Source organism: Balneola sp. EhC07 (assembly GCF_001650905.1).
Classification (GTDB): domain Bacteria; phylum Bacteroidota; class Rhodothermia; order Balneolales; family Balneolaceae; genus Balneola.
On the sequence record NZ_LXYG01000017.1, the window covers coordinates 433,503 to 446,637 of the forward strand.

Consider the following 13,135-nt stretch of genomic DNA (forward strand, 5'->3'; position numbering starts at 1 on the left):
TCGATAGAGAAGCTCTATGAACGAAAAACTTATTCAAAAACTAAACATCAAAGAAGAGCAAAATGTTTTATTGATCAATTGCCCGGAAGAACTGGAATCTGATTTTAAAGGGTTAAGTCTTGAAAAAAATTCAGCAACTAAAAAAGCTTACGATTCAGTAATCATTTTTGTTCACAATGAAAAAGAGTTAGCAGAACTACTCCCGAAGAATCAGAAATTTTCTAAAAAGGACGGGAAGTTATGGGTGGCTTATCCTAAAAAGAGTGGTAGCATTTCTTCTGATCTGAACCGGGATATTATTTGGGGAATAGTAAACGGGTTAAAAATGAATCCCAATAAACTGATCTCAATGAATACGGATTGGTCGATAATGAGTCTTGCCAAAAAAGGAGCTCAGAAAAAACCTTCTAAATTTGGACAAGACCCGCCCGGAGTTGACCGTAAAACTAAAACAGTAATTCCTCCCAAAGACCTCCAACAAGAATTGAACGCAAACCCAGAAGCCCAAATCTTTTTCGATTCCTTAGCTTTCAGTCACCGAAGAGAATATGTGAGATGGATTCATGACGCCAAAAAAGATGAAACCAGAGCGCGAAGAATCAAAAAGACGATAGAACTTTTACTGGAGGGGAAGAAGGTGAAGTAGAGATCTGTAGTTGTAATTACTGCGGGATAAATCCCTTGCTAGCAAACCTAAAGAAAAGCGAATTTGGCAAAATAGATATTAAGTAAACAAGCGAGGACTTCAGTCCGGTTGAACCTTTTGGGACGAAGAAAAAGTATTCTTAGTTATGCGGAAAAAACTACCATATGTGGAATCGGGTTCACGATTATCATGGAACCTGATAATCATTTTATTTTCAATAATAAAAGCTGTGTCTGGATAAAATGAATTAATATCATATGGGTCTTCTATGAAGAAAATTTTTTCATCTTCGATCAAACAAACTCCGGAAAAATCATTTGTGAAACCAAACATCATATGGATTTTCGAAACACAGGAGTCATCCTCGTAAATAGTCAATTCAATTGCTGAAAGATCATCAACGAGATTTGCCTCAAGAATGGAGGCGCCGCGAAACCAATTCGGATTATAAAAATGAACAAGGGTGGTTATCAGAATAAACGTTAATGATAACTTGAAATAGAGAGGCTTCTTTTTTGGTTCACAAAGCCCAAAAAGAACTAAAAATGAAAACACAAAAAACAGAAATAAAAATATGTATTCCGCATAGATAAATAGGAATCTATAAAAAGTCTCATAAAAGAAGTATATCAAATTGAACGAAGCCCCAATTAGTATTAAAACAATGGGAAAAGCATCTGAGATCTTGGGTTCTTTCATGTATGATTTTTTTGCTAAAAAATTACCGGGGTTTTCTGCGATATAGTTTCGTCTACTCCTTTGCTATTCTTGTATTAACCGAACTAATCAAATCTTCAGAAAGCAACATACTCATTAAAGCCTGGTTTGATTCATCAAATTCCATAAAAAACCAGTTTGAATGTATATCTTCGTTTATAGCTACGATATACTTGCCTGCATTTACTTTTAGAGAAAAGTCTTCTTTTTGAGCTTCTACATTTTCAGCACCAAATTGAGACTCAAATATAACTTTCATAGTATTGAACATGGACTCCGTTTTGGTTTCCTCACTTACCAGTTTTATGCCCATTTCCATGGAATATCTAATAAGTGCATAATTATTATTATGGACTCCCTCGATCCATTTTAAATCAGGGTTGTCAAAACTAAATTCTAAACCTGTTCCAATGCCGGAAAACATCGCAATCATATCTTTTTTGCTGGCAATAGTGAAAACTTTAGGATAGACATATTCCATTATGGCCTCATATTCACCTGCTGAAATAAGAGTCATATATTCATCTAGGCGGGCTTCTATTTTATCTTTTTCAGATGAAGAAAGCTTTTGAGCTTTTACAGTGATGTTCAGCAATAGAAACAGAATCAGTAATAAATATTTAGGCATAAGATCATTTTTAGTTCAGTGCTATTCAAAAATAAACTTGTCGTTTATATCTTCCTAATAATTTCAATTCAAGTCCGGGCAATTAAAACGTTTCTTAAAACCATCCTGTAATAATCACATCTCTTTTTGCTACTAATTCAGTATTCGTTATTATCATGGAGTCTGTCTGAGGCAGGTATATTCATCCACATAAGAAAATTTATTTATGGAATTATCTCTATCCAATATTTCAAAGACGTATAAAAATGGCGTAAAAGCACTTGACGATGTAACTATTGATATTTCAGCAGGAATGTTTGGGCTTCTGGGTCCGAACGGTGCAGGGAAGTCTACGTTGATGAGAACCATCGCAACGTTACAAGCTCCTGATTCAGGGATAGCTTCATTAAATGGTATAAATATTCTTGAGGACAAGATCGCTCTTCGCCAGACATTGGGGTATTTGCCACAGTCATTTGGTGTTTATCCGAAAATGAGTGCAGAAGATCTGTTGCTGTATTTTGCGAGATTAAAAGGAATCAGCAATAAAAAAGAGCGCGAAGAAATTGTTCAAACGGCACTGGAAATTACCAACTTGTGGGAAGTTCGCAAGAAAAATGTGAAGGGATATTCCGGAGGTATGAAACAGCGATTCGGAATTGCTCAATTACTTCTGAATAGTCCGAAATTGATCATTGTGGATGAACCGACAGCCGGATTGGATCCTGCAGAAAGACACCGGTTTTTAAATGTACTTCGTGAGATCGGAACTAATAACATCGTGATCTTTTCTACTCACATTGTGGATGATGTGAAAGAATTGTGTACGGATATGGCGATCATGAATGGAGGGAAAATCTTAAGTCATCATACCCCAACTGAAGGCGTGGAAAGACTGAAAGGACAGATGTGGACCAAAAATATCCAGCGCGATGATCTGGAAGAACATGAAGCTAAATTCAATGTGATCTCTTCTAATTTCAATCAGGATAATTCACTGAACATAAGAGTACACAGTGAGATGCAGCCGGACGAAAGTTTTGCTTCAAGCAATCCCGAGTTGGAAGATGTTTACTTCGTAACCCTTCACAAAGACAGCGAAGTAGTAGCTGCTTAACAGATTCTATTATGTTCTATTCTATTTTCTCATTCGAGATCCGGTATTGGTTCCGTAAGCCTCTTTTCTACATTTACTGTGGAATCATGTTCTTCCTGTCCGCTTTTATAATGGCAGCGGCTGCCGGAATTTTCGAAGGTATTACCGCTACTATAAATTCGGTGACCATTGTGAATTCAGCGATCGCTATCAACGGTCTGTTGAATGAAATGACCGTCATTATGTTCTTCTTGCTACCTTCAATTATTGGAGGGACAATATTCAAGGACTTTGATAATGAAATGCATTCGGTCACTTTTTCTTATCCATTTAAAAAATGGGAGTATTTGCTCGCGAAATTTCTGAGTGGTCTGACGATTACAATTATAGTGCTTTCTTTTGCGGCTATCGGGATCATGTTGGGAAGTGTACTTCCCGGTACTAATCCTGAATTGCTGGGGCCATTTATTTTGATGAACTATGTTCAGTCGTTTGTCTACTATTTGATTCCAAATCTTGTTTTCTACGGAGCAATAGTATTTGCCGTAGTTACATTTACCCGAAATGTGAGTGTAGGTTTTATCACTGTTTTAGCTCTGATTATTCTACAAGGTTTTGCTGGAGTTTTAACCCAAGACAGCGATAATAAGATTCTGACAGCAATGCTGGACCCGTTTGGCTCGCTTGCTAATAACTACTACACAGAATACTGGACTATTTACGAGCGAAATGAAAACCCACTGCCTTTCGGGGATATCATATTATACAATCGTTTACTGTGGACAGGTATTGGATTGCTGGTCTTCGGATTTGTATACCGCACATTCAGCTTTGATCAGGAGGCTTTCTCATTCAGTTTCTTCAAAAGAAAAGAAGGCAGAGCGGTTACAAAAAAGAACTTCGGAAGCATAATGGCAGTGAAGTTACCGAAAGTGAATTTAGACTTTTCGTTCATCGAGAGTTTTAAAACTGCATGGATAATTTCCAATCAGGATTTCAAATACATTATCAAAAGCTGGGCGTTTATCATTATTACTATTCTCGGGCTTTTATTGTCGCTGGTAACGATTTCTGTAAGCGCCGAAATTTATGGTACAGATACTTTGCCGGTAACCTGGCAAATGCTGGAATTTCCGGGACTGTTTTTTGGCTTGTTCATAAATCTGCTCACATTTTTATATGCAGGGATGCTCATCCACAGAAGTAGAACGGATAAGATCGACCAACTGGTTCATTCCACTCCTATGCCGAACTGGGCAATTTTGTTATCTAAATTTTTTGCGTTGGTAAAAATGCAGGCGGTTTTATTATTGGGGATAATGTTTCTGGGAATGGGGATTCAGATCTTCGCCGGGTATTTCAATTTTGAGATAGGACAGTACTTATTCGAATTATATGGCATCAAACTGGTGCATGTAGTTATCTGGGGATTTTTGGCAATCTTTGTTCATACGCTGTTCAAAAACTTCTACATGGGTTTTTTCCTGTTACTGATCGTGTCAATCGGTTTGAATTTTATAGATCAGATCGGTGTGGAACAAATGATCTTCAAGTTCAATCAATCGCCGGGCACTGCATATTCTGATATGAATGGATATGGATCAACTTTGTCTCCTTATTATATCTATAAGCTGTATTGGTTGTTGCTGGGAACGGCGCTGTATGTTCTTTCGATCATCTTCTTCAGGCGCGGAGTTCCTGATTCCATTTCTGAGCGATTTTCTGATGCCCGAAAAGCATTTACACCAATTCTGAAAGCAGTGTTTTCAATCAGTCTGATAGGATTCCTATCCATGGGAACGTGGATCTATTATGTGAACAATGTTGAGAATGAAAATCTGTCGTCTAAGGAATTGGAAAAAAGACTGGCAGACTGGGAGAAGAATTACGGGAAATTTGAGAATATAGCTCAACCGAGAATTGTAGACGTAAATGTGAATCTGGATATCTATCCTGAAAGCCGTGACTTTGAAGCTCGTGGAGAATATATTCTGGTTAACAAAACAGACGTAGCTATTGATTCCATCCACATAGATCATGGAGGATTTATAACTGAGTTTGGTTTTGAGAAACCATCGGAGCTGGTATTGGAAGATGATTCCATGAATTACGATATATATCAGCTTGCAGAAGCATTACAGCCGGGAGATTCCGTAGTGTTTACATTTAATATTTCGAATGAACCGAATGGGATTTTCAGAAATAATTCTCCAATCAGAGCAAACGGTACATTCGTAAATAACAGTTTATTTCCCCGTATCGGATACAATCCTGCAAGTGAGTTAAGAGGCGAGGAATCGCGCGAGAAGTTCGGTTTACCACCTAAAGAGCGTATGGCATCACAAACAGATTCTGCAGCCTTACAGAACACTTACATCGCTTATGATGCGGACTGGATCGATTTTGAGACCACCATTAGCACTTCGTCGGAACAAATCGCTATTGCACCGGGATATCTTCAGGATGAGTGGACCGAAAATGGGCGTCGTTATTTCCATTATAAAATGGACAGCAAGATGCTGAATTTCTATTCATTCATATCCGCAGAATTTGAAGTCGCAAAAGATTTATGGAATGATATTGCCATTGAAGTGTACTATCACAAAGATCATGATTACAATATTGACAGGATGATTAAAGGAGTGAAAAGGTCTCTGGATTATTACACGGAAGAATTTAGTCCTTATCAGCATAAACAAGTTCGGATCATTGAGTTTCCGAGAACAGGCGGTGGATTTGCTCAATCGTTTGCGAATACTATTCCGTATTCTGAAGCCATCGGTTTTATTGCAGAAGTGGATGAAGAAAATGAAGACGGAGTTGATTATCCGTTCAGCATTACCGCGCATGAAGTGGCGCATCAGTGGTGGGCGCATCAGGTAATTGGTGCCAATGTTCAGGGAGCTACGGTGATGAGTGAAAGCATGTCGGAGTACAGTTCTTTGAAAGTACTTGAGAAAGAATACGGCGAAGACAAAATGAGAATCTTTCTGAAAGACGCTTTAGATAGTTATTTGTTGGGAAGAGCGGTTGAATCATCAAAAGAAAAGCCGTTGATGTATAACGAAAACCAGCAATACATCCATTATAATAAAGGATCTTTGGTTCTGTATGCATTAAGTGATTATATCGGCGAGGAAAATATGAATGCCGCTTTAAGCAGATATATTGATGCCGTTGCTTTTCAGAATCCGCCTTATACAACTGCAACTGAATTCCTTTCTTATCTGGATGAAGCAACTCCGGATTCATTAAAATATTTACTGGAAGATATGTTCAGAACAATTACGCTGTATGATAACAGTGTAAAAGATGCTTCTTTTGAAACACTTGAAGACAGTACTTTCAAAGTTGATCTGGAATTCTATGCCACAAAATATCGCACCAGTGAAGAAGGAAAACGATCATATAAAAACACCGCAGGCGATAGTCTTTCAGTTGAGATAGAAGGACGGAGAAGACCGTTGCAATCGTTGCCACTTGAGGACTGGATCGATGTAGGAGTATTCGGAGTGGATGAAGACGGCAAAGAAACGGTGCTGTATTTGAAAAAACACAAGATCACGGAGATCGAGAATCTGGTAAGTATAACAGTAGATCAAAAACCTGTTTCAGCCGGAATTGATCCATACAATAAGTTGATCGATACGGATTCGAACGATAATAAAAGAGTGCTGAAAGAGGGGACTGAATAACGGTTTTTACTTCTTTTTAATGGTTCCTTTAAATACCAAGCTCAACATAGTCATTCCTGTAGATGGTTGATAATTCACTTACAAAAATTGTCTTATTTATAATCCTGACGATTTCCGAAAAAGCTTCCAACTACTCCGACCTTTAGAATTATTGGCGAGCCAAGAACGCAATGAAATCGACGGCTCCGAAGGAGCAATCATTACATTCAGGATGATTCTTGAATGTGTTCAGTTTGAACGAAGACCTTTTGTAATGATTAGTTGATGTAATGGAGTTCTCGCCAATAATTCTTGTCGGGAGCTTTTGGTACTTTTGTCGGTACAAAAGTACATAGAGCTAAGGAACTGAATCCTGTAAACACACTTAGCTTAGAATAGGGTACCTACTTTTGTCTTGATACAAAAGTAGCAAAAGATCAAGCCGAAGTATTTAAGACGGGTTCAATGATCCTGCGCTGAATAATCCTAAAGGTCTTCTCTCGTTCTGAGAAAGTTATTAGACTCTTGACCTGAAAGGATTATTCCTGCTTCGCAGACACATCCGGATCACGCTCTCTTTTCCGCCTTAAATACTAAGGGCGAATTTTTCTAGAATTATTACAACTAAACTGTCAACGAATTATCTAACATCTACAAGTGCAACGGACAGTCTGCGAGATGACCCTTTTTTCCAAAAACCGGCAATAATTATTTAATGTCAAAAGGAAGTGACTAAGCCATTGCAGAAAAACCTGCTAGAGGACTTCGGTTTATAAAATCAGTTTTTTATTCAGGGACGACTGGCTATCTTCTTTGAGATAAAAACAAATCTGAGATCATGGGTGCAATTCAGAAGTCTACTCTGGAGTTTTTAAACCAGTTAAAGGTTAACAACAACCGCGAATGGTTTGAGCGTAATAAAGAACGTTACAGAACTGCACATGAGAACATGATCGGTTTCATGGATGATATGATCGCTGAAATGAATAAAGTCGATAATATCGAAACCATTTCAGGCAAAAAATCTCTTTTCAGAATTTACAGAGACGTTCGTTTCTCAAAAGACAAATCACCATATAAGCCGTATTTCGGTGCCAGAATGGCTCGAGCAACGAAATGGCTGAGAGGTGGACATTATATCCATATTGAGCCCGGGAACTGTTTTATAGCAGCAGGTTTTTTTAATCCTAATTCAGCTGACCTTAAATTGATCAGAGAAGATATCGCTCATGACTCCAAACCGCTAAAAAAGATATTAGCAGACTCTGATTTTAAAAATATATGGGGAACGTTTCAGGGCGACGCTGTAAAAACATCGCCCAGAGGTTTTGATAAGGAACATCCTGATATTGAGTTGATACGGTTCAAGCAATTCCATTTGTCCCATAAATTTTCAGACGAGGAAGTACTTTCGGAAGATTTCGTATTTGAAATAGTAAAATCATTTCTGGTTATCCGCCCCTATTTTGATTACATGAGCGAAGTGCTTACCCGTGACACGAAATAGCAAAAGATCAGTGTAAATTTTATTGAGATTTTCTAGTCGCATCCATTTCTCAAGAAGAAACCCAACCAGCGGCAGAATTAAATAAAGGAACTAATTCGGTACGATTTCCTTTAAGCTATTATCTAACATAAACTAACGGAGATTTTTATGAAGAAGACAATCGGACAGATTATGGGAGCCGGAGGTTTAATAGGCGTTATTTATTACGGCTACATGTATTTTCAGGATTCCGAATCATTTGAAGCATTTGGGGCTGATGTAGCAGTAAGTACAGGTGATTATGTTCCTGTTTTGATATCTGCAGTAGTTATGCTGGCCGGTATCTTGATCGCAAGGTCCAAGTAAACAGAGATTAGATTTAATTAAGAGAAAAGGAGAGAGCCATGTTAAGATGGAGTATTACACTATTTATTATAGCGTTAATTGCAGCTGTATTAGGCTTTGGAGGCATTGCAGGTGCGGCAGCAGGTATTGCTGAAATATGTTTTTATATATTTTTAGTTTTATTTGTGCTTTCATTACTATTTGGGAGAAGAAAAAATCCTACTTAAAAAATGACATATGGGGTATCAGCAAGCCCTTGAACAAACTATTGGGGTGCCATTTACTGAGGGAAACTCTGTAACCGTTCTAAAAAACGGAGATGAAATATTTCCGTCCATGAAAGAGGCTGTTTCTAAAGCACAGAAGTCAATTTCTTTTTTGACTTTTGTGTATTGGCAGGGAAATATAGCAGTTGAATTTGCTGAGTTGTTTTCAAAAAAAGCCAGAGAAGGTGTAATGGTAAAAGTGCTCTTGGATTCGTACGGAGCTTTTCCAATGCGTCAGGAACTTGTTGACCTAATGATCGATTCGGGAGTTGAAGTGGTATGGTTTCGTCCGCTTTCCAGATGGAAAGTTTGGAAAATGGATAACAGAACGCATCGAAAAATTCTTATCTGTGACGAAAAAACAGCATTTACCGGCGGAGTTGGTATAGCTGAAGAGTGGACCGGTGATGCCGGAAATAAAGACGAATGGAGAGAAACTCATTTTAAAATAGAAGGTCCTGCTGTGGAGGGAATTAAAGCGGCTTTCACTGAAAACTGGATCGAAGCGGGAAATGAGCTGGAAATAAATAAAAGTGAGACAAGTACATTACAAAGTACCGGTTCTGTAAAAATTCAGACTGTTCGTACTTCTGCTTCTGTACGCTGGAGCGATATTGTTCTTTTGTATCAATCTTTAATTGAGCTGGCTGAAAAAAGAATTCTTATTCAGACTGCATATTTTAATCCTGATGAAAAGCTTGTTGAACTGCTGACTAAACGAGCCAAAGAAGGGATAGAAGTAAAGATCATATTTCCGGGAAAGTACACAGATCAAAGAGCTACTAAAATAATGGCGGGTCACAGCTTTGAAAGATTACTGGAAGCGGGAGTGGAGTTATTCTATTATCAGAAAACAATGATGCATGCCAAAGTAATTATGGTTGATGATGAGCTTTCTTGTATAGGATCTGCAAATTTCAACCATCGTTCTATGCTAAAAGATGATGAGATCAATCTGGTTATGATCGACAAAAGTATATTTAAAGAACTTTTTGCTCACTTCGAAGAAGACCTGGATTACTGTGAGCGTATTACAAATTTCAGATGGAAAAAAAGAGATTCCGTCAAAAGAGCTTTGGAAGTAATCGTTCGTCCATTTAGGCAACAACTGTAAGATATGTTCTTCTTATACCTGCTCACAAAATGAGAGCTATTTGTTTTTATAATTGTATCTCAGGTTGATTCGTTAGATCACAAAGTTCTTCGCTGATTTCCCATAACTTTTTTGCAGCTTCCATATCTCTGGCTTGTTTCTTTGGAGCGACCGCTTTCATGTTTTTGAAATAAGCGCCGTTTGCATTTTCAACTTCATCAGAGCTGGCCAGATAAACAGATGTTTCGGCGCCTTCTTTGTTCGAAGTCATAAACACACCAAATACTTTGTAAAACAAACTTATATACCATTCTCCGCTTTGTCCAAAATTAGAACGAATCACGCCAGGGTGAAGACAGTTTGCGGTGACATCGCTATCCTTTAATCGCTCAGCCAATTCTTTAGTAAATAGAATGTTAAAGAGTTTAGAGTTTCCATAGGCTTTCATTGGGCTGAAATTTTCCTGAAGTTGAATGTTCTCAGGATCAAATTCTCCGGCGCGGTGAGCGTCAGAAGCTACGTTTACAATACGGGCTTTTTTGGCTGCTTTTATATTATCCAGCAACAGATGAGTGAAGAGGAAATAACCAATGTGATTGACTGCAAAAGTTTCTTCCAGTCCATCCACGGTCTCATTTCTTTCGGAAGCTATAAAGCCATGATTATTTATAAGAACATCTATTTTTTTGTATCGGGATGTGATCTCTTCAGCTGCTTTATGAATTTCCTTCTGAATAGAGAAATCACAAAGTACGATTGCGATTCCGGCATCATCTACAGTTTGCAGAATTTCATTTTTTGCTTGGATGGCTTTGTCTTCATTTCTGCAAACCATTACAATGTAAGCTCCCTTTTTAGCCAATGCTTTTGCAGTTTCGAAGCCTATTCCGGAATTAGCGCCTGTAATTACGCAGAGTTTATTTGTCATATCCATAGTTGAAATCATTTTTTGTTTTCTACACGTTAATCTAAACTCAAAGGTTCAGAATTCCTTATTTTTTCATAAACTTTAAGATTATGATACAGGAATACCTTAATTCAGTTGAAAAATTTATAGTAGTTGGTGATCGCGTACTCATCAAACCAAGGGATATGGAAACTCATACTCGGAGCGGACTAGTGTTACCGGCTTCTGTAAAGGAAAAAGAAGAGATCCAAAGTGGTTATATCATAAAAACAGGTCCCGGTTATCCTATTCCCAATACAGATTTTGAAGAAAGCTGGAAAGCTAATGAAGACACAAAGTATATCGGTATGCAAGCCAACGCCGGCGACTTAGCTATTTTCCTGAAAAGCAGAGCGCATGAAATTGAATTCGAAAATGAGAAATATCTTATAGTACCGCACAGTGCTGTTCTCCTGTTGATCAGAGATGAAGACTGAAAAAATAACGAATACAGAACAGGGAATATCGAGTATCGAAGTATTTTTTTAAAAATTCATTATTGGGTAGTCAATATTCGTTATTCCGCTTTGGTTTGTAAGGGACGGTTTCATCCAGAAAGAGTGCTTCGTTTATGATCTCGTTCATTAACTTTTTAGGGATTTCATCAACCGATGCGAATTCAGCACTAAGCACTTGTTTCCGGCCTTTGCTTTCCAGTAAACCTTGTTCGTTAGACATCTCGTAGCCTCTTAAAAAGCAGATCGCGATTTTATCCGGTTTTACGGGATTCAGATAACAAACCCATGTGTTTTGATAGTAAAATGGAATCTTATACCTGATCTTAGGTGTCACAGCAGGAAATGAGGTTAACACATCATGAAAGTATAAAAGCACCTCCTGTTGATCTCCTTCAAATCCATAAATGTAATCTTCTATAGTTTGCATATTGGAGATTAATAAAAATTAGGTATCAAAAAAAAGTGGCTCCCAAAATTAATTGAAAGCCACTCTCTTGATGAATAGGTCTCTCTCAACCTAGTTTCTTTTAACTTCGCCTGCATCTATAATATCTTTATGAACAAACGGGTTTCCTTTGTAATTGATGATTCCACCACCCTTTATTTTTCCATAAAGAAATTCCTGAGCATCTAAACTAATTATTCCACCACTTTCAATTGATGCAAACATAGAGTCCGCTTTAACAGATGAAAGGTTGATAATTCCGCCATTCTTCACATTGATATCAACAATTTTTGGAGCTCCAATAACTACTTCAGCTTTGCAGTTATCAAATCCATCTTTTTTTGTTATGTGTAAAGTATTCTCAGATACATTTGTTTCGAATGCTTCAACACAGGCTCCTTCACCATTGATCTGAAGTGTGTTTTTTTCATTGTATAAAACTACGATGTTTCCCGCTGATTCTATGGAAAGGTCAGCAAACGATTCTACCGAAATTTGTTTTGTTACCCAGTCGGTTGGGGTAATATCTGTTGATGGAGCTAGTGGCACCAGCAATGATATAAGAGAAAGGATTAGGGTTTTCATGATTGTACTCTCTGATTTTGGTTCTTGATGATAGTCTTGAACCTTAGACGAGTGCAATCTTAGTTAGTTGCGACCGAAGATGTTAAATAAATGTTAAAAACAGGAAAGTGAAAGTTAAAAGTGAAAAATAGCTCACTTCTAATTTATTTTCTGCGGTGATGACAGATACACGAGTTTAATGTAAAAAAACATGAATCATAAAACATTGCGGGGTAGTAAGCGTAGGTTTTTTATTCCAAACTAAACACACATACTTCTACCATTATGAAAAACCAAAAGCTCTTCAAAATATTACCACTGTTTATCATTTCTGGATTATCAATACAGTTAAACGGGCAGGCTCAGGAAAGTCAGTATGAATATTTAAAAAGCACATTGACTTCTGCTAAAGATTTCACAATCGAAGTTTTCAACGCAATGCCAGCAGATGATTATTCTTTTAAGCCAACGGAAGATGTTCGAACATTTGCAGCACAAGCGTACCACATTGCGTATAGTTTAGAGTGGTTTAGCAACAGACTGAAAGGAACTCCAATAGCCTGGGCACCGGGAGATGAAGATGCGATGTCTAAAGATGAGTTGGTTAAATATGTAACCGAGCAATTCGATTCAATGACAGAAATAGTTATGAATGCTGAAGAAAGCGGACCTTTTACTTCCGGGGTAATTGGGGTGCTCCGCCATAATTCTCATCATCGCGGGCAAATGGTTACCTATCTGAGAGCAAATGGTATTGCTCCTCCGTCATATAAGTAGTTAAAACATATACCA

The 13,135-nt window shown here is 37.8% G+C and carries 14 protein-coding genes; 9 read left to right on the forward strand and 5 right to left on the reverse strand.

Going from position 1 to position 13,135, the window contains the following annotated elements:
• Positions 1-16 precede the first annotated feature (16 nt).
• On the forward strand, positions 17-646 hold the full coding sequence (locus A8B79_RS11190; RefSeq protein WP_066222482.1) for a YdeI/OmpD-associated family protein: 630 nt from the start codon (positions 17-19) through the stop codon (positions 644-646).
• Between the two features lie 99 nt (positions 647-745).
• Here the strand turns inward: A8B79_RS11190 and A8B79_RS11195 are convergent, their stop codons facing one another.
• Both A8B79_RS11195 and A8B79_RS11200 read right to left on the reverse strand, forming a co-directional pair.
• Complete coding sequence (locus tag A8B79_RS11195; protein WP_066222484.1) at positions 746-1,345, reverse strand: hypothetical protein; 600 nt, start codon at positions 1,343-1,345, stop codon at positions 746-748.
• 52 nt (positions 1,346-1,397) lie between these two features.
• The gene (locus A8B79_RS11200; protein ID WP_066222487.1) at positions 1,398-1,991 is read right to left on the reverse strand and encodes a hypothetical protein; all 594 of its coding nucleotides are present in this window, start codon (positions 1,989-1,991) and stop codon (positions 1,398-1,400) included.
• Positions 1,992-2,196: 205 nt separating this feature from the next.
• Here A8B79_RS11200 and A8B79_RS11205 point away from each other — a divergent pair, with 205 nt between their 5' ends.
• The 6 genes from A8B79_RS11205 to A8B79_RS11230 all read left to right on the forward strand — a co-directional run bounded on the left by A8B79_RS11205 (position 2,197) and on the right by A8B79_RS11230 (position 9,951).
• Entirely contained in the window at positions 2,197-3,087 is an 891-nt protein-coding gene (locus A8B79_RS11205; RefSeq protein ID WP_066222490.1) for an ABC transporter ATP-binding protein, read from the forward strand.
• Positions 3,088-3,098: 11 nt separating this feature from the next.
• On the forward strand, positions 3,099-6,761 hold the full coding sequence (locus tag A8B79_RS11210; RefSeq protein WP_066222497.1) for an ABC transporter permease/M1 family aminopeptidase: 3,663 nt from the start codon (positions 3,099-3,101) through the stop codon (positions 6,759-6,761).
• Positions 6,762-7,578: 817 nt separating this feature from the next.
• On the forward strand, positions 7,579-8,247 hold the full coding sequence (locus A8B79_RS11215; RefSeq protein WP_066222499.1) for a DUF2461 domain-containing protein: 669 nt from the start codon (positions 7,579-7,581) through the stop codon (positions 8,245-8,247).
• A gap of 147 nt (positions 8,248-8,394) precedes the next feature.
• A complete protein-coding gene (locus tag A8B79_RS11220) occupies positions 8,395-8,592 on the forward strand; it encodes a hypothetical protein (RefSeq protein ID WP_066222502.1) in 198 nt (65 codons plus the stop codon).
• A gap of 38 nt (positions 8,593-8,630) precedes the next feature.
• Positions 8,631-8,798 carry a DUF1328 family protein gene (locus A8B79_RS11225; protein ID WP_066222505.1) on the forward strand — a complete coding sequence of 56 codons (168 nt, stop codon included), beginning with the start codon at positions 8,631-8,633 and terminating at the stop codon, positions 8,796-8,798.
• A gap of 10 nt (positions 8,799-8,808) precedes the next feature.
• Positions 8,809-9,951, forward strand: coding sequence for a phospholipase D-like domain-containing protein (locus A8B79_RS11230; RefSeq protein ID WP_066222508.1), 1,143 nt, complete (start codon positions 8,809-8,811; stop codon positions 9,949-9,951).
• A 46-nt stretch (positions 9,952-9,997) separates the two neighbouring features.
• Here the strand turns inward: A8B79_RS11230 and A8B79_RS11235 are convergent, their stop codons facing one another.
• Positions 9,998-10,864, reverse strand: coding sequence for an SDR family oxidoreductase (locus A8B79_RS11235; protein WP_201118566.1), 867 nt, complete (start codon positions 10,862-10,864; stop codon positions 9,998-10,000).
• An 83-nt stretch (positions 10,865-10,947) separates the two neighbouring features.
• Between A8B79_RS11235 and A8B79_RS11240 the strand changes: the two genes are divergently transcribed.
• Positions 10,948-11,313, forward strand: coding sequence for a co-chaperone GroES (locus A8B79_RS11240; RefSeq protein WP_066222510.1), 366 nt, complete (start codon positions 10,948-10,950; stop codon positions 11,311-11,313).
• A 70-nt stretch (positions 11,314-11,383) separates the two neighbouring features.
• Here A8B79_RS11240 and A8B79_RS11245 read toward each other — a convergent pair whose 3' ends face one another.
• Both A8B79_RS11245 and A8B79_RS11250 read right to left on the reverse strand, forming a co-directional pair.
• Complete coding sequence (locus tag A8B79_RS11245; protein ID WP_066222513.1) at positions 11,384-11,761, reverse strand: DUF1801 domain-containing protein; 378 nt, start codon at positions 11,759-11,761, stop codon at positions 11,384-11,386.
• Positions 11,762-11,851: 90 nt separating this feature from the next.
• A complete protein-coding gene (locus A8B79_RS11250) occupies positions 11,852-12,364 on the reverse strand; it encodes a GIN domain-containing protein (RefSeq protein ID WP_066222516.1) in 513 nt (170 codons plus the stop codon).
• Between the two features lie 264 nt (positions 12,365-12,628).
• Between A8B79_RS11250 and A8B79_RS11255 the strand changes: the two genes are divergently transcribed.
• Positions 12,629-13,120, forward strand: a complete 492-nt coding sequence (locus A8B79_RS11255; protein ID WP_066222520.1) for a DinB family protein — start codon at positions 12,629-12,631, stop codon at positions 13,118-13,120.
• Positions 13,121-13,135 lie beyond the last annotated feature (15 nt).

Coding starts and splice junctions, on each gene's coding strand:
- A8B79_RS11250 (WP_066222516.1), bottom strand. CDS start 12,364: ATGAAAACCCTAATCCTTTCTCTTATATCATTGCTGGTGCCACTAGCT.
- A8B79_RS11240 (WP_066222510.1), top strand. CDS start 10,948: ATGATACAGGAATACCTTAATTCAGTTGAAAAATTTATAGTAGTTGGT.
- A8B79_RS11205 (WP_066222490.1), top strand. CDS start 2,197: ATGGAATTATCTCTATCCAATATTTCAAAGACGTATAAAAATGGCGTA.
- A8B79_RS11190 (WP_066222482.1), top strand. CDS start 17: ATGAACGAAAAACTTATTCAAAAACTAAACATCAAAGAAGAGCAAAAT.
- A8B79_RS11245 (WP_066222513.1), bottom strand. CDS start 11,761: ATGCAAACTATAGAAGATTACATTTATGGATTTGAAGGAGATCAACAG.
- A8B79_RS11210 (WP_066222497.1), top strand. CDS start 3,099: ATGTTCTATTCTATTTTCTCATTCGAGATCCGGTATTGGTTCCGTAAG.
- A8B79_RS11220 (WP_066222502.1), top strand. CDS start 8,395: ATGAAGAAGACAATCGGACAGATTATGGGAGCCGGAGGTTTAATAGGC.
- A8B79_RS11230 (WP_066222508.1), top strand. CDS start 8,809: ATGGGGTATCAGCAAGCCCTTGAACAAACTATTGGGGTGCCATTTACT.
- A8B79_RS11215 (WP_066222499.1), top strand. CDS start 7,579: ATGGGTGCAATTCAGAAGTCTACTCTGGAGTTTTTAAACCAGTTAAAG.
- A8B79_RS11255 (WP_066222520.1), top strand. CDS start 12,629: ATGAAAAACCAAAAGCTCTTCAAAATATTACCACTGTTTATCATTTCT.
- A8B79_RS11200 (WP_066222487.1), bottom strand. CDS start 1,991: ATGCCTAAATATTTATTACTGATTCTGTTTCTATTGCTGAACATCACT.
- A8B79_RS11225 (WP_066222505.1), top strand. CDS start 8,631: ATGTTAAGATGGAGTATTACACTATTTATTATAGCGTTAATTGCAGCT.
- A8B79_RS11235 (WP_201118566.1), bottom strand. CDS start 10,864: ATGGATATGACAAATAAACTCTGCGTAATTACAGGCGCTAATTCCGGA.
- A8B79_RS11195 (WP_066222484.1), bottom strand. CDS start 1,345: ATGAAAGAACCCAAGATCTCAGATGCTTTTCCCATTGTTTTAATACTA.